Below are 16,366 nucleotides of genomic sequence, written 5' to 3'. Positions count from 1 at the left end.
TTAGCCAAAAGCAATCGCGACTCATCAAAGGCCTCCTGTCCGAGACCGTGAATCACAAACTCAGCGCCGAAGGAATCACTTTTATGGGTCCCGACCCTAGATCGGTGCACAATCGGATATTTTCCCTGCCCAAGTAGTTCCTCGTTCTTCGAGATGATTTTTGCCGGTCCGCCCATCATGTCCACGTATAGTGGCGCGGAGTCCTTCGGTGATAACGGGATCAGGTTAGCCGGATTGCCGTCGTAGTGGCCGAGGAAGCGGTTGATTACCGCTCGCGCGTTGTTCTGCACATCCCCATGGTAGCTCCGCGCAGCCCACTGATCGCGCAGGCTCTTCGGCACCTCATACACGTTGTGAATCTCGTTGATAGTGACGCCTCGGGCAGCGTAGTGCAGCGCCTGCTTATTCAAGTTGGCGTAGGCGTCGCGTTGCGCGCGCAACACCTCTTGGATGCGTGCGTTGCCCCAGCGCGGCCAGCTGTGTCATCGTCATCGCTACTCCTTGTAATGCGCTCTCATCCAACTGACGCTTGAAGCTGAACAAAAATTGAAAAGGCGGACAACAGAAAAACTCCTAGGTAACCTTCGGCAATTACTAGGACCCGTTGCTGCTTGCCGCTGACAACCCCACGATCTTTTTATGGTCACGACTCTGTCAATATGACCTGGCGAACGATCTATTTGGTGCGGCGACTGAATGACTCGGCATACGCCTCGGTACGCGTATTAATGATCGGGTCATCCGAAGCTTCGATGCCGGTCGTCACATTGGTCGGCAGGAATAGCAGATCGTTCTCGATCTTCTTCGTATCCAACGCCTTGATGACTGCGATTTCTCCGAGTTCTATCGTCGGACGGCTATCCAGCCAGACTTTCGTAGCGTCCGCGGTTGGATCGTCAGCGGCGGCAACCTGCACCAAAAGGTGAAACTTGACCGGTCCTGCTTCGAGTGACGCCCGTAGATTGTCAGCTAATGCATTCGGAGGACGCTTCGCCGCCTCCTCGTCGGTTACGTAGGCCGGGCCGCTCTCCGGTACGATGCGATAGCGGCCAAACTTGCTCGTTTTTTGCGTGTTGGTAAACTTGAACGCGTTCACGCCGAAGAAGGGTTGCGTGCCGTAACTGACAGCCACAGGCCGAGGCGTGGTGACAAACGCTGCTGCCGCAGGGTGAATCGACAAGAATTTCTCGACCGGCGTCGGCTTGGGGACATTGGGACCGCTCGCACCGACGGCTTGGAGCAGAGCTAGAAAATCCTCGCCGGTTGCCACCGGAAACCCGTTGGCCGATATACAGACAATGTCTTGCTCGCTGCCATCCGAGAGACGAAACTTGATGGCCATGCCGCGGATACCGCCGGTCGAAGGGTGGGTGTCGGGCGCATCAGGGACGCCGCCTGCATTTGAGAATCGAATGACCAACGGCGTCGGAGCGCCTTTGAGAAATACAGCCGAGCTGAAGGAGTCCGCGCCTTGCGCCGGCGTGAAGATACCTTCAAACACGGCACCCTTGGCGTGGTTCGCGCGAACGCCCGTATGCTGGCCGTAGCGCGCGTTCATTTGATTGACCAGCCGAACGCCAAGCGGCTCGTCTTCGGCGCAAACGTTGGTAGCTCCTACCGCGATCGCCGCGAAGAATGCGATGCTCATAGCAAGACGTTGAAACGATCGCACGATGATCCTCTCTGATTACGAGAAGCGTATAAGGAAAGCTGCTAAAGGAGAACAGAACACCAGCGGTGAGTCTAAACTAAATCGCACGCCCAATATAGTCGGAACGGCAGACTGAAAACCATTTGCTCATCGTATTGGCTTCCTTCCTTCAATGCCGACGGTCAGCGCGAAGGTCCAAACGCCTTACCTCCATCCCCGCCATGTGCCGCTGGAAACGCGAGCGCGAGATAAGAGGCCGAGCCCGCGACGGTGCCAATGAGGAGGCTCGACATCATGCCGATACGCGGGATCAGCCAACCGGCCATGAAGGTGGCACCAAGCGCGATCCAGAAACCGAAGACCTCGGTCACGGGCGCGATGTCGGTATTTGTGAATCCCTGGTGCTTGAAGAGCGGCACCGATGAGGACAGCCGCCTGTTTCTCCGGTGGACGCACGCTCGTGATACGCCAACCGTCGAGCACCAGATCGAGCGTTGCGCCCGCGATTCCGAGTGCGATTGAGAAACCGACTGTCCACCAGATCCAATATCCTGGATTGCCAAAAGCGATCCCGGTCAGCATGGCCATGACAGCGAGAATGGCCACAATCAACCAACCGCGCCGCCGCCCGAGCATACGTCCGATTATCGGCGGATCGTATTGATCGAGAAATGGCGTCACACGAACTTGAATTTGTAAGCGAGGGTCAGCTTTGTTGACGCGAGGGGATCGTCGCTCCAATGTGCTACGGCTGGTCCAAGAAGTTCTTGGAGGCCGGTAAACGCGATTGACGGGCAATACATCCGCTCCGCGACCTTTGGCAAAGTGAAGGACTTTGGCGAGAGCTTATGGATGGACGTTTGATGAGGGGCGGGGGCTTCTCACGACGGAAGTATACCGACGCGCATGGAATAGGCCGTCACGTCGCGACGGAAATCGACGATCATTCGTTCGAATAGTGCGAATGCTTCAAGCTGAAATTCCGCAACGACCTTGTGCGGCGGAAGCCCGCGGTCGCCGATCCTGCGCTTGAGATGGTCGAGGCGTTCCGATTGCTCTGACCAGAGGTGATCGATTAGCGCCATCATCAGCCGGCGAAGGATATCAATAAACATCGTCTCACCCATGCTGGCTATCTTGCCGTCGATCCAGCGATCGGCCGCCGCAGTGATGAGCTGGGTGAGGACCTTTGCGTCGGCTTTGGGATCGCTCGATGGAGGTCTGATATCAATGGCAAGAGTCAGGACGGACCGGATGGCGTGATCCAGCCCGGCAATGTCCCATGGAGCGGTTGGCGTGGCGAAACGATTTATCAGGTCGTCGACCGTCTCATGACGCAGGCGCTTTACCAACATGAGCGTGTCGCTTCCATCGCGGATGCTTTGCCGCAAATCGAAAACGTTGTCGCGCTGGCGTTGAATGATTGTGTCGAAACGCAGGAGTCCAAGGCGGCGATCGAAACTGCGCATTTCATGCCGCTTCTGCGCCGCCTCGATCAGGAGGGTCGCAACCGAAGGCGCGATCGTGGCGGCTTGTTCTGTTAACAGTGTTGGTGGCGCGTTGATCGCAGCAGTCCGCAGAAACTCGTCTTGAAGCGAGGCGTGAATAACCGATCGCCCCGGATCGCCTTGCCTTCCGGCACGACCGCGCAATTGTTCATCCATCCGCCCGTGATCGTGATGGGTGGTGCCGATAACCAGCAGCCCGCCTGCGGCAATCACCCTGGCGCGTGTTAGCGCATCGGCGTGTTCGCCGCCAAGCCGTATATCCGTGCCCCGGCCGGCCATTGCGGTGGCGATCGTCACCGCGCCCGGAGCGCCGGCTTCAGCGATGATCTGGGCTTCGCGGGCGTGATGCTTGGCGTTAAGGACGGAGAAGGTGCGGCTTGAACCTGGATTCTGAGCTGGTGCGTTTTGCTGCCGCCAGCCGTTGGCTTCAAGCATCGCTGCCAATGCTTCCGATCGTTCGATTGATGGAACGCCGATCAGCACGGGCTGACCGCGCGCGGCGGCGTCTTCCAACTCCCGCAGGATCGCTTGAAACTTACCGGCGGCGGTGGAGTGCAGCACGGTTTCGTCGACACGGATCATCGGTCGGTGTGTCGGGATTGAAATCACGTCGAGGCCGTAGATATCTCGGTATTCTTCTGTATCCGCTTTTGCTGTGCCGGTCATGCCAGATAGCTTGGCGTAGCGCTGGAAATAGGTCTGGAACGTGATCGAGGCGAGCGTACGTGTTTCCTCTCCGATGGCGCAACCTTCCTTGGCTTCGAGGGCCTGATGCAGCCCTTCATCATAGCGCCGCCCTGGCATCGGTCGGCCCGTCAGCCGATCGACAATGGTCACGCTGCCGTTCTCAACCACATAGTCGCGGTCGCGCGCGAGCATCACATGAGCCCGCAGCGACTGCATGACGTGGTGGAGCAGCGAGATCGACGCAATGTCATGCAGCGTCGTCGAAGCCTTCAGCAATCTTTGTTGCTGCAGCCGCAATTCGATCTCACTGTATCCCGCCTCGGTCAGCGCGACGCGCCGACGATGATCTATCTCGTAGTGCGAGGGCTGCAACGAGGCGACCTCGGCATCGATCGCGTGATAAAAGCCGGAGTGATCGCCAAGCGGCCCAAACAGCGCCAAGGGCATGCTGGCCTCGTCGATCAGGGTAGCGTCGGCCTCGTCAACCAATGCGAATGCATGGCCGCGCTGCACAGTTTCCGCGGCCGAAAATTTCAGGTTGTCGCGCAGATAGTCGAAACCGAACTCGCTGGCGATGCCATAGGTAATATCGCAACGATAGGCTTCGCGCCGGCTGTCGTCGTCCATCTCCTGCGTGATGACGCCGGTGCTGAGTCCGAGCAAGTCGTAGAACGGCCGCATCCAGGCGGCGTCGCGTTCAGCCAGATAGTCGTTCGGCGTGGCGACGTGAACGCCCCGGCCCGTCAAAGCATTGAGCGCGCAGACGAGCGCGGCGGTTAGCGTCTTGCCTTCACCGGTCTTCATCTCAGCGAGATGACCGTCATGAAGGGCGAGAGCGCCGATGATCTGCACCGGAACAGGGTGCTCGCTCAGCGCACGCCACGCAGCTTCGCGAGCCAGCGCGAAAGCCTCTTGCTTGATCCCATCGATGGCCGAGCCGGCCTGCACCCGCCGGCGCAGTTCGGCAACGCGATCAAGCAGCCCGCCGGAAGATAATCGTCGACAATCCGATTCCTGGGCAAGGATCCGGTCGGCTGTCGTTTCGTATTGTGTCAGTTTCCGACGAGTGCCGAAACTAAGCGCGCGCCTTGCCAGGCGTGGGATCATTGAAACTCAAAAAGAATCGGCATCGTAAAAGCAAACTGAGTACCGCCGACGTCGTTCGGAGGCTGAGGCAAGGGCTGCGCGCGTTGCAGGAGTTCGAGCGTTTCACGATCGAGAGCTGCAGAACCGCTGCCTTTCGCGATTTGGCTGGAAATAACGTGACCATTGCGGTCAACGATGAAGAACACCCGCGCTGTTCCGGTTTCATGGTGGGCCTGGGCATCCCGCGGGTATCGCTTATTGCGCTGAAGGTGAAGGGCCAGCTTCCGTTTCCAGCTCACGAGTGGCGCCTTACGTGCAGCCGCGGCGGTTGGCGCCGTCGTGACGGACGAGGCGACCACCGGTGGCGTTGCGTTCGGAGTCTTTTCTTTCTCTTCTTTTTTCTCCTCCTCCTGTTTCTTCTGCTCAGGAGGGGTCTCCAGCGCAACATCCGGTTCGGCTACCTGCGGAAGCGGCGGTTCGGGCTCCGGCTCCTTCTCGGTCTTGACTTCGGCCTTCTCCTGAGGCGGAGGAGCCTCGTCGGTCTGCATTTGCTCTTCGCCCGGTGCGACGTCTCGGGCCTCGGCGTCGCGGAATGACTCAGTCGTAAAATCGACTTCGATTGCCGTGACGGTATCGAATGTATCTCCTTCGGCCGGAGTCATGAGCAGCGCGGCCGCGACCGCGCCATGTAGCGACAACATTGCAACGAAGCAGGTGCCCCAGCGCAGCATTTCTTTCCGCGTAACGTGGCTGTAAAGGCGCGACATGCTCATTGCGCGGTTTCCCCGGCTCCGCTCGCGGACTCAAGCCCGACCAGGGCGATCTTCAGATACCCTGCAGACCGCAAATCGTTCATCAGCGACATCACCTCGCCATAGGGAACGGTCTTGTCAGCGCGAACGAACAGACGCTTGCTGTGATCCGACGATGTCAGCGAGGCCAGCGAGGCAGCTAGCGCCATACGCGAGAGCGGCGTCTCCCCGACCGCCAGCGTACGGTCGGCCTTGAGCGTAATGAAGATCGGCTTTTCCGGACGTGGCTGGCGCACCGCCGTCGATGCCGGCAGGTCGACAGGGATGTCGACGGTCGCCAACGGCGCGGCAATCATGAAAATAATCAATAGCACGAGAATGACGTCGATGAACGGCGTCACGTTGATGTCGCTGACCTGCGTCATCTCGTCCTCGGACGATGCCGACTGAAGCGAAACGCCCACGGGTGTTACTCCTTACTCCGCAGCTATCCGATGAGGTATCATCTCCGCACGATTGAGATCTCTGCTCACCATGCGCATCAGCTCCGCCGAGCCGTCTCCGAGTAAGCCGCGATAGCCGGTGATGGAGCGCGAAAACATGTTGTAGATCATCACCGCCGGAATCGCCGCGACAAGCCCCATGGCTGTCGCCAGCAAAGCCTCGGCGATGCCAGGCGCGACGACGGCGAGGTTGGTGGTTTGCGTCTTCGAAATGCCGATGAAGGCATTCATGATGCCCCAGACGGTGCCGAAAAGCCCGACAAACGGCGCGGTCGATCCGATAGTGGCCAGAATGCTGGTCCCGCGGGTCATGCGCCGTGACGCGGCCGCCTCAATGCGGCTGAACAGCGAAGCGACTCGTTCCTTGACCCCGTCATGGTTCATGGCGTCCTGCGAACGATGAATCTCAACGCGCGCGGCCTTGGTAAGGATGGCTATATCACTGCCGGACTGCTGCAATATCTTGCTCGCCTCATCGAGTGAGCGAACGTCTTCCACCCTATGAAGGTCGCGCACAAGTCTGCTTCGCGCGCTGAGCAACTCAATTGTCTTGGCAAGCCATACCGACCAGGTCACGACAGAAGCGAGCGCCAGACCGATCATCACCGCTTTCACAATGGAGTCGGCCGCCATGAACATGCCTATAGGCGTCAGTTCATGCGGCAGGATCGATTCGGAGACCTCGACTAGTTCGGTCGCCGGCGGCGTTTGATGTTCGACTGACGGCGTCGCCGGCGCAGCCGATTGCTCGGCGGGAGACGTTTTTGCGTCAGGTACGGCCTGCGACGTGGGTTGCTGGGAATTAAGTTGTGTCGTCTGCGGTGCCGCAGGCGTTGATTGCACGCCTAGCGAAGGATTTTGGCCAGAAGAAACGGCGTCGTGCGAGCCGGGCCGCGATAATGACTGAGCGTAAGCGGGGTGCGGTCCAACCGCCAACATCACCAACATCAAGAGGCTTGCAAGCCCGACCGCTGAAGCCTTTGCGATCCGCATTCGGTCGTTTCTCACCATTGTATGTGAGACATTCAAAGACAGCTTCATGGTGAAAAACTCTACAATCATGCACCGGTCTGGGCCATCCGAGCGGGCCAAGAACGAGTGCGCAGGCATCTGGCGAGTGGTCTAGCGTCTGGGCTTTCCAAATCAAACAGGCAAACCGGCAAACATTTTTAGAATCTCTTTAAGAGACGCAGCGAGGAGACGCTGTTTACTCGCGCGGGTTGATTTCGTTTGGGATACGCAGATGGACGGCGTTAGAACTTCTATAAAAGGCTTCAAATTGTGCCTCAGATATATTGCTCAACGACAATGTCTAAAGCTAATGACGGACCGCCGTCGCGGATACTGTTTCTGTTTCCGTAGGGGTCGGCAATCGAGGAATTGGGGGCAATGGTTATTTCATCGGCAGATCATACGGGTGGTACAAGCAGTGTTGACAGACAAACAGAGGATACGTCGGTAGTTGGATGGGGGAGAGCAATGATCGGCGTTGCCGCGGTCATGTTGATCCCCGATTTCGCCGATGCTCAGCCAGCGCCCAGCGGAGAAGATCTTCCGCAGGTTCGTGTCACGGCGCCAAAGCGGCAAGCCAAGAAAAGAACCACACATCACGCGCCTGCACACGTTGCCCCAGCGCCAGTTGCCGCTGCCACGTCGAGCAACGTTCAGGTCAATCCCATGCTCGGCGACGCGCATGGCGTCACTGGCTATCAGGCGCCTGCGCAGGCAGGAATGGCCCGTCTTCCGGTGCCGCTCTCCAATACTCCGCAAACCGTCAACGTGGTGACGCAGCAGGTGATCCAGGAGCAGCGGGTTCTCACCATGGAAGATGCGCTGCGAACGGTGCCGGGCATCACCTTCGGCGCCGGCGAAGGCGGCAATCAGGGGGATACGCCGATTGTGCGCGGCTTCGCGGCACGCGGCGACATGTACCGCGACGGCCTTCTCGATCCGGGCTGGTACACGCGCGACATGTTCAGCAGTGATCGCGTCGAAGTTTACAAAGGGCCGTCGGGATTTGCCTTCGGTCGTGGTTCGACTGGCGCCGCGATCAACACCGTCTCGAAGGTGCCGCAAGCGACCACCTTCGTGAATAGCACCGTCAGCGGCGTCAGCAGCGGCGGTTATCGCGCCGATGTCGATGCCAATGGGACACAGGGGAATTTGTCCGGCCGCATTGCTGCGATGTATCAGGACATTCCTGTCCAGGACCGAAATCACATTTTCGCAAGGCGCTGGGGTGTCGCGCCGTCGCTCAAAGCGGAGTTTACGCCGGATACCCGCGCAATCTTCAGCTATGTTTATCAAGGCGAGGATGGCGTGCCGGATTACGGTCATCCATATCTGCCGCCGCCGGTTTACAGTTCGGTGACCGGCGCGAGGACCAACCCTGGCTATTTCGGCAATGGCACGGCGACACCGCCGATACCGGTTCCCCGCCAAAATTTTTACGGCGTGGCTGGTGGCCCTCTGGCCGACCGTCAGGTCACTAATACCCACATCGCGACAGCCCGGTTCGAACATGATTTCGACGACGGCTTGAAGATTTCGAACTCGACCCGATACGTCAGTGTCGACCGCATGGCGCGGCCGACCCCACCGCGTAGCCTTGGTGATGCGAATAGCACTTTCGTGGTACCTCAGCCAGCAGCTGGGCCTGCGATAGCGCCGCCGCCGCCGGGCTATCCGGTCGAACTGATGACGATCGGGCGTCAACACTTCGAGACGTTGACCGATAACACGCTGTTCATCAATCAGACCGATCTGACCGGCAAGTTTCACACCGGCAGCTTGGAGCATACCTTCACGCTGGGTGCTTTAGCCTCGCAGCAAACCCGCGCTCAGATACGTGCCAATTACTGCTTGCCAACCGATCCGGCGTGCCGGACCAGCGCCTTTGCTCCGGTCGATACGACCTATGGTGGACCGAACAACGGTTTCCTCTTGCCGAACTACACTATCTCGACGGACTACGCGGTTTATGGCTTCGATCAGGTTAAGATCAACGAGTACTTCGAATTGCTCGGATCGATCCGCTACGACGATTTCCGAACGACCTATACCAATCTCGCGGCGGTACCGCCCGCGAGCCAGCAGCTCAGTCGGGCCGACCAGATGGTCGCCTGGCGCGTCGGCGGTGTCTTTCATCCGACCCATAATGCAATGGTCTACGCTGCCTATGGCGTGTCGAATAATCCGGCGGCGGAGTTCGACGTGCTGAGCGACGCCGGCAACAACGCGGCGAACTCCAGGCTAGCTCCCGAGCGCAACACGACGATGGAAGTCGGCACCAAGGTCGATCTTCTACACGGCAAGTTGACGTTGAGCGGTGCGGTGTTCCGTATCGAGAAAACCAACATGCGCATTCCGATCGATCCGGCCACGAATGCGGCGCTGGTGCTCGGCGGTGTGGCGCGCGTGGATGGTGTGGAAGTGGGCGCCGCGGGCAAGCTCACCGATAAGTGGGGCGTGTTCGCGGGCTACAGCTATCTCGACTCCAAGATCCTCAATACGACCGATCTTGCGCAGTTGGGCAACCAGCTTCCCCAGACGCCACCGCATAACTTTACGCTGTGGACCACTTACGAACTGACGCCACTGTGGACTGTCGGTGGCGGTGCCGTTTATGCGGCGCAAACCTTCGCCAATGTCCAGAACACAAACTACGTGCCCAACTACTGGAAGCTCGATCTGATGACGAGCTATAAGCTCACGAAGGACTCGATGCTGCAGCTCAACATCTACAACCTGACGGATGAGCTGTACTACGCCCAGTATTACCAGGGTCACGCCGTTCCGGCCGCCGGGCGGACCGCGATGTTGACTTACCGCTATAGCTTCGTGCCGCCGCCGCCGGTCGCACCGGATTATCCGGTGAAGGCCGAGCGTTACGTGAGCAAATAACTTTTACGGTAGGTCGAGGATAACGATATCGGAGCCGGCGTCGTAAGGCGCCGGCTCTTTATCTCAAGGAGCGCCCCGGTGCTAGTGCGAGTTCCGAATGTCTTGACGCCGGAGCAGGTGCAACATTGCCGAGATGTGATGGCGCGTGCCGAATGGGTGGACGGGCGGATTACGGCCGGGCATCAATCGGCGCAGGTTAAGCGCAATCTGCAATTGCCGGAGGGAACGCCGGAAGCCCGCGAGCTCGGTGACATTGTACTGGCGGCCCTCAACCGCAATCCGCTGTTTGTGTCCGCGGTGCTTCCGAAGACGATCTTTCCGCCGCTGTTCAACCGCTACGATGCTGACGGCGAGATGAATTTCGGCTCGCACGTCGACAACGCCATCCGTATGGTTCCTGGCACAGGAATGCGTGTGCGGACTGACGTCTCGTCGACGCTGTTTCTTTCGTCTCCGGAGGAATACGACGGAGGCGAGCTGGTCATCGAGGACACCTACGGTACCCATTCCGTGAAGCTGCCGGCCGGCGACATGATCGTGTATCCTGGCACCAGCGTCCACCATGTCACCAAGGTGACCCGGGGCTCACGTGTCGCGTCGTTCTTCTGGACCGAAAGCATGATCAGCGAGGCGTCGCGACGCGCCATGATGTTCGATCTGGATATGTCGATCATTCGTCTCAACGCTGACCACCCCGAGCATCCGACCGTGGTGTCGTTGACCTCACTTTATCACAACCTGCTGCGACAATGGGCGCAGACCTGAATCCAACGTGCATGGCCCGAGCGCGGCGAGACAAAGATTGCTGAAACGGCCGTGAACGCTGAAGCTGATGCATCACGCAACAATAGCGATCAGTCGGTATTGTTCGACTGAGGGTCTGCTGTCCCGTAACGCAACATCCCGCCACGCTCTTCGAGCCAGAGGCGGATCTGGTTTGCGGTGACGGATCCGACGCCCGGCTCGGACAACAACTCGTCCCAGGTGTAGGCGGCGGCAATCACGGCGAGATGGCGGCTGCGCTTGGCGACAGTCCTGCCGCCGATCGAGGCGTGACGGCCATGAAGCAGCGCTTCCACGGCGCGACGCGGCAGGTTGCGGCGCGGGTCTTTCTCGCGTGGCTTCGGGCAAAACGCTCGCACGTCGTGCTCTTCGATATCGAGCTGCACGGCGATGCGCCGATGATCCATGCCGAGTGTGCGCAGGATCGCGACCTCGTCGCGTAGCAATGCGAGGAAGCGGCGCCGGTTGTAATCTCGCTGACGCGGCGACGAATCCTGCTGGACGGAGAGATCATCCTTAACCGGCGTGAGCACGGGCAATCTCCTCGTATTGGTGGATGTTTGATTCAATCGCGCTACACCTCTAACCTGGTCTTTGATCGAGTATGATCTTGTTCAAAACCGGCTTCCACTCTGCGCTGGCGTAACCCTAAGGGTTGGAACCGTGACGTCGGTCCCTCAGGCTTTGGCAGGCCCCTTCATCACCGTTCGTCACGTAATATTTAGGGTCAAAGGGAAGGCGATGGGCAGTACGCGTATCCGTACCTTGACTGAGTAGATGGGTCTTTGTCTGAGCACGCTCGCGCCAGCATCATTGTGTATCCGACGTCCGGCTGATCAACCACGGTTTTCAGATACCGGTCTCCAGGAGAGGCTCGCGCGATAAGAGCGACAGATGTCGCTCACTGGAACATGACGAAGCCTCAGTTTTTTGCACCTACATTTGTAGAGCTTCCAATAGCAGACGAGATCGCGATACACCTTTGCCTCGCCTTGGAACGGAAAACCGATTATTGTCCGGGGCATGGTAGAATGTCGGAAACCAGGCTTACTGGACGTCAGCGCATAGCGGGGCTATCGCGCTTGCAACTCCTTGGGCTTAACTTACTGTCGGCCACATCCAACTTCTGATGCACAAATGACGATCAAAATATGGTCTCGCATCCATACGTGGACATCGCTCGTCAGCATGTTGTTTTTGCTGATGCTATGCGTGACCGGGTTGCCGCTGATCTTTCATCATGAGATTGATGAGCTATTCGAAGAGGAAATATCCGCGCCCCCGATGGCAGCGAATACCCCTCGGGCATCGTTGGATCGTGTAGTTGAGGCTGCCCAAAAACTATACCCCGGCCAATTCATCCTTTTCATGCAGCCAAGTCAGACTGAACCGGTAGTGAGTGTTGCGACATCGCCCACTGCAGTTCCACTCCCGGGCATGTTCCGTCGCACGACGTTCGATGCGCGGACCGTTGAAGTACTGGGAGATGAGGTGCCGCATCTGGACGTCATGAACATCATATTGCGGATTCACAGAGATATGTTCGTCGGTCTGCCCGGCGAGCTTTTTCTCGGCGTGATAGGTCTTGTTTTCGTGGTCTCTATCGTGTCGGGCATTGTCGTTTACTGGCCGTTCATGAGGCGGCTGGATTTCGGCTCGATTCGCTACACATCGTCTCGTGTGAAGTGGCTGGATGGGCACAATCTTCTGGGTATCGTGACCGTAACCTGGGCACTGGTTGTGGGGCTGACGGGCACAATCAACACACTTGCGAGTCCGTTGTCCGACCTCTGGCGTGCTCAGTACTTGCCAACCCTGCTTGCTTCCTATGTAGGAAAGCCGGTTGCGCGAATTCCGTCCATTCAAGCAGTCGTTGATAACGTACAAGAGAAATTCCCGGACCGGATCATCACGCAGGTCATCATGCCGACCTCTGGCCGTTTCGGAAGCCCGCAACACCTCATCGTGGGGACCAAGGGCAGCACGCCATTCACGGCTCGGATGCGTGAACCCATTCTGGTCGATGCAAACGACGCGTCAAACATGATTGCACCGCAGGTTCCTTGGTATCTCAAGGTATTGCAGGTTTCACGTCCGCTTCATTTTGGAGACTATGGGGAGTTGCCTCTAAAAATCATCTGGGCGCTTTTCGATATTATTACGATCATCATCCTGTTGAGCGGCCTTTACTTATGGGCAATTAAAAAGCGATCCTTTGGGATCGATCGCGCCTCTCGCAGCATACCTCGGATGGTTGATCCGAAGCGTGAGTATTGAATGGCTCAAATCCACATTCCCCGGCAAAAAGTCGTCCACAGAACGGTTTGGGAAGTCTTCCGTGTGCCTGTCCTTATAGCCGCTGTCACCACAGCAGGGCTGACGTTTGCTCTTTTTGGCAATGGTCTTTCGGACGCGATCTCGTGGTTGGCGCTCGCTGTGCCGGTAGCAATCGCAACTTTTTACTGGATTAAGGGCCGGTCTGTCTCCCGAAGAAGTGTCTGTGGTAAATCAGGCCTTCACCGCTTAACCCCAGGCACGTAATACGCGTCGAGCTTTGACTTGAGTCTGGTCTGGGGCTGACAAGGCTGGCTCTTTTTCTTGCTGGGGAGAGTCATCACCCGTCGCAGATGGCGCGAGCTGCGGGACATATCGGCGCTGTGGCTTTCAGTCTCCGCGCAATGAAACTCGCGCATTAAGCTTGATGTTGCGGCCTCGGGTTAAATCTGGAACTGAACGCGACGGCTCGATGCTCGTCCGCGGTGCATATTAACACTACCCCCTAGATGTCGTTGACCAATCCATCGCGTCGATCGAAGTGTGTCGCACGATTGGAGATCGACGATGTTCGAGGTAGCCCTATTTTTTGTTGTAGTTGCGATGGGTGCTGTTGTTGTGAAGCTCTATGAGTGGCGGCAGGACGTGCTCTATGGCCCTTATCTAAGGCCGGATGATCCTTCAGAATTGTAGTGGATCCACGCTGGCGCCTGACCGCTGGCGTTGTCTTCGCCTCTTACGTCGCCATCCACGCCCGCTGCGACCAAATGGGATGCGACCACTTTGCTGAGAAGCAAACTGGTCGAGGCCATGATCCTTGTCATGGCGATCTCGCCAGTAGGTCCTGAAGGCGCTCCAGGTCTGTCGACGACTATTTTAGTTTCCGCATCACCCATTCGGCTCTCGGATAGGAACATGGGCTACACGTAAGTTACTGAGCCTTGGCCATCTTCGGTCGAGATGACGGCCCCTGCGCGTCGGTTGCCGGGAGCCGGTTCGATGGCAATGCCGGGTCCGGCGATCGGAAGGCGGCGTCGGCCGGGTTTCCCTGCGATGGTCGTTGAGCAGCGGTTACCGGAAGCACGATCACTTTCGCTCCGACCTTCACCCGCTCATAAAGGTCCATGACGTCCTCATTGGTCAGCCGGATACAGCCGGACGAAACCCGCTTCCCAATCGTATCGGGCTTGTTGGTGCCGTGAATCCTATATTCGGTCTCGCCTAGATACATCGCCCGAGCGCCGAGTGGATTGCCGGGACCGCCTGCCATAAATCGCGGCAGATAAGGCTGGCGAGACAGCATCTCTGCAGGTGGACGCCAATCCGGCCATTCTGTTTTGCGGGCCACAGCTTGCTCGCCGGACCATGTAAAACCTTTGCGGCCAACACCGATACCGTAGCGCATCGCTTGCCCGTCGTTCAAAACGAGATAAAGAAATGTGTTTCCTGTATCGATGATGACTGTGCCTGGCGTCTGGTGGCTGACGTAGTCAACCACCTGCCGAACAAGTCTACCGGGAGCGTCAGCGGCTTTTGGTGTTTCGACCCGAGGCGCGGGGGCAGGGATTGCAGCTTGAGTTGACGCTACACGAATTGAAGTTGATACGTGAGCTGGGGGCGACGGTACCTGGACTAAGCGCGCGGATGGCCTCCGTACTGGTTCGACCCCCGCAGGGCGAGACAGCAAAATGTACCCCAATGCGGCAGCGGCCACGACGCCGACTGCAACTCTTCCTGCGACCGGAAGTGTTATCGACTCTGTCTTTCCACGTTTGGCCCGCTTACCCATATTTCTTCCCAGATCCATTTTCTCGGAAGAAGTATCTCAGCAAATTATAATAAACTTTGAAGCGATTCCGCTTGGGCCGGAGATCGTCAGGCGTCGTTAATGCTCGTTTGGCAAACCAAAATCAGCCTCTAGTTACGGTAAGCGGGCTAACCCGCTTCACCGCGATCGGCGACCGTGAAGAACACGGTGCGTGGCCGAGGAGGCAGGAGATCCAGGAGACTCAAAGATTGAGATCACTCAGGCTCGGATGATCATCCGGGCGGCGGGCGCCGATAGTCCAATGGAAGAGGCGTGCGTTCTCTGTGATCGAGAGGTCGTTGATGCTGGCATGGCGAACAGCCATGAGGCCAGCTTCGTTGAACTGCCAGTTTTCGTTACCATAAGAGCGAAACCAATTGCCGCCCGCGTCTTGCCATTCGTACGCAAAGCGCACGGCGATGCGTGAATCGCTGAATGCCCACAATTCCTTGATGAGGCGATATTCTCGTTCCTTCTCCCATTTGCGGGTCAGGAACTCGACGATCGCGTCGCGGCCGGAGAAAATCTCATTCCGGTTCCGCCAGCGGCTGTCCGAAGTATATGCGAGGCTGACCTTTTCTGGATTGCGGGAATTCCAGCCGTCCTCGGCTCCTCGCACCTTGAGGACCGCGGTTTCGTGCGTGAACGGCGGGACTGGCGGACGAACTTCGGACATTTGTAATTCTCCTGTTGATGTTAGCGATGGCACGCAGGCCCGACTTTCAGTCGGGGCATCGTGGCCGGTGTGCTCAGAAATTCCAGAAGCGTTGTCAGAATTGTCGTGAGCAGTTCGTCCCTGGAGTTGGAACAATAAAAGGGACAAATCAAATGGCCAAGCTGATCTTTCAGATCGTCCCTATCGAACCATGGACCTGAACCATCTTCGCCTGCCATCGATGGCGTGAACTAACTGTCATACAGCGGCGGTAATTTCGAACCCTTCTATTGGGGGTCCGAGATGAGCAAAACCATCGAGATTATTCGCGGCGACGGCGGTGATGAGCCGCCATGCCTTGAGACTGGAAACCCGCGTTTTGGAGATCTTGTCGCGCGGCGTTTGAAGCGCCGGGACGTGCTCGCTGGCGCGCTGGCTACAGCGGTCGCCGCGTTGTTCGTTCGCCCTGGTGATGGACGAGCCGCCAAGGACCGCCTCGATTTCAAACCAGTCCCGGTCAGCCGTGCCGATAGGGTGGCCGTTCCCGAAGGATACCGCGTGCAGTTCATCCTGCCATGGGGCGAGCCAATCCTGGGCCGCATGCCAGCCTTCACGATCGACAACAGCGGCGAGGATCAGGCGATGCAGGTCGGTAGTCTGCGGATTCCGATGAAGTCGCCCGGGCATTCCGAGATGATGCCGCCCATAGATTCCGACATGATGTCGCCCAGGGCGCGTGCCTCGCTGGCTGCTAAAG

At 58.1% G+C, this 16,366-nt stretch carries 15 protein-coding genes; 5 read left to right on the top strand and 10 right to left on the bottom strand.

All coding sequences use genetic code 11. The features are described 5' to 3' along the window. The 7 genes from B2M20_RS16610 to exbB all read right to left on the bottom strand — a co-directional run. A partial coding sequence (locus tag B2M20_RS16610) for an alkyl sulfatase dimerization domain-containing protein (RefSeq protein WP_274533978.1) occupies positions 1-440 on the bottom strand: 440 nt, incomplete at its 3' end. 236 nt (positions 441-676) lie between these two features. Beyond that, the gene (locus B2M20_RS16605; protein WP_139372935.1) at positions 677-1,672 is read right to left on the bottom strand and encodes a catalase family peroxidase; all 996 of its coding nucleotides are present in this window, start codon (positions 1,670-1,672) and stop codon (positions 677-679) included. Positions 1,673-1,833: 161 nt separating this feature from the next. After that, positions 1,834-2,070 carry a hypothetical protein gene (locus tag B2M20_RS20415; protein WP_244553570.1) on the bottom strand — a complete coding sequence of 79 codons (237 nt, stop codon included), beginning with the start codon at positions 2,068-2,070 and terminating at the stop codon, positions 1,834-1,836. Between the two features lie 462 nt (positions 2,071-2,532). Further along, complete coding sequence (secA, locus tag B2M20_RS16595; protein ID WP_079448151.1) at positions 2,533-4,953, bottom strand: preprotein translocase subunit SecA; 2,421 nt, start codon at positions 4,951-4,953, stop codon at positions 2,533-2,535. Beyond that, entirely contained in the window at positions 4,950-5,705 is a 756-nt protein-coding gene (locus B2M20_RS16590) for an energy transducer TonB family protein (RefSeq protein ID WP_079448150.1), read from the bottom strand. Before B2M20_RS16590 ends, secA begins: the two co-directional genes overlap by 4 nt. Beyond that, positions 5,702-6,109: a TonB system transport protein ExbD gene (gene exbD / locus B2M20_RS16585; protein ID WP_079448154.1), complete on the bottom strand. Its 408-nt coding sequence runs from the start codon at positions 6,107-6,109 to the stop codon at positions 5,702-5,704. Before exbD ends, B2M20_RS16590 begins: the two co-directional genes overlap by 4 nt. 51 nt (positions 6,110-6,160) lie before the next feature. Continuing rightward, the gene (gene exbB, locus B2M20_RS16580) at positions 6,161-7,198 is read right to left on the bottom strand and encodes a tonB-system energizer ExbB (RefSeq protein WP_244553569.1); all 1,038 of its coding nucleotides are present in this window, start codon (positions 7,196-7,198) and stop codon (positions 6,161-6,163) included. 468 nt (positions 7,199-7,666) lie between these two features. On the opposite strand from exbB, the gene B2M20_RS16575 reads away from it, so the two are divergent. Together B2M20_RS16575 and B2M20_RS16570 are read left to right on the top strand one after the other, a co-directional pair. Continuing rightward, positions 7,667-10,090: a TonB-dependent receptor gene (locus B2M20_RS16575; protein ID WP_139372934.1), complete on the top strand. Its 2,424-nt coding sequence runs from the start codon at positions 7,667-7,669 to the stop codon at positions 10,088-10,090. Positions 10,091-10,168: 78 nt separating this feature from the next. Further along, complete coding sequence (locus B2M20_RS16570) at positions 10,169-10,855, top strand: Fe2+-dependent dioxygenase (protein WP_079448149.1); 687 nt, start codon at positions 10,169-10,171, stop codon at positions 10,853-10,855. Between the two features lie 89 nt (positions 10,856-10,944). On the opposite strand, the gene B2M20_RS16565 is transcribed toward B2M20_RS16570, so the two are convergent. Further along, positions 10,945-11,406, bottom strand: a complete 462-nt coding sequence (locus tag B2M20_RS16565) for a hypothetical protein (RefSeq protein ID WP_079448148.1) — start codon at positions 11,404-11,406, stop codon at positions 10,945-10,947. Positions 11,407-12,010: 604 nt separating this feature from the next. Here B2M20_RS16565 and B2M20_RS16560 point away from each other — a divergent pair. After that, positions 12,011-13,150 carry a PepSY-associated TM helix domain-containing protein gene (locus tag B2M20_RS16560; protein WP_079448147.1) on the top strand — a complete coding sequence of 380 codons (1,140 nt, stop codon included), beginning with the start codon at positions 12,011-12,013 and terminating at the stop codon, positions 13,148-13,150. Between the two features lie 564 nt (positions 13,151-13,714). Further along, entirely contained in the window at positions 13,715-13,840 is a 126-nt protein-coding gene (locus B2M20_RS20620) for a hypothetical protein (RefSeq protein ID WP_274533977.1), read from the top strand. Between the two features lie 238 nt (positions 13,841-14,078). Here the strand turns inward: B2M20_RS20620 and B2M20_RS16550 are convergent, their stop codons facing one another. Both B2M20_RS16550 and B2M20_RS16545 read right to left on the bottom strand, forming a co-directional pair. Continuing rightward, entirely contained in the window at positions 14,079-14,936 is an 858-nt protein-coding gene (locus tag B2M20_RS16550; protein WP_079448153.1) for a L,D-transpeptidase, read from the bottom strand. Between the two features lie 220 nt (positions 14,937-15,156). Next, positions 15,157-15,630: a nuclear transport factor 2 family protein gene (locus tag B2M20_RS16545; protein ID WP_079448145.1), complete on the bottom strand. Its 474-nt coding sequence runs from the start codon at positions 15,628-15,630 to the stop codon at positions 15,157-15,159. A 282-nt stretch (positions 15,631-15,912) separates the two neighbouring features. Here B2M20_RS16545 and B2M20_RS16540 point away from each other — a divergent pair. Then, positions 15,913-16,366: alkaline phosphatase PhoX (locus B2M20_RS16540; protein WP_139372933.1), on the top strand; the 454-nt coding region annotated here is incomplete at its 3' end.

Origin of the sequence: Nitrobacter vulgaris, assembly GCF_002028545.1 — a bacterium.
Lineage (GTDB): Bacteria > Pseudomonadota > Alphaproteobacteria > Rhizobiales > Xanthobacteraceae > Nitrobacter > Nitrobacter vulgaris.
The sequence above is the reverse complement of the archived record's forward strand: the minus strand, read 5'-3'. Positions and strand labels throughout refer to the sequence as shown.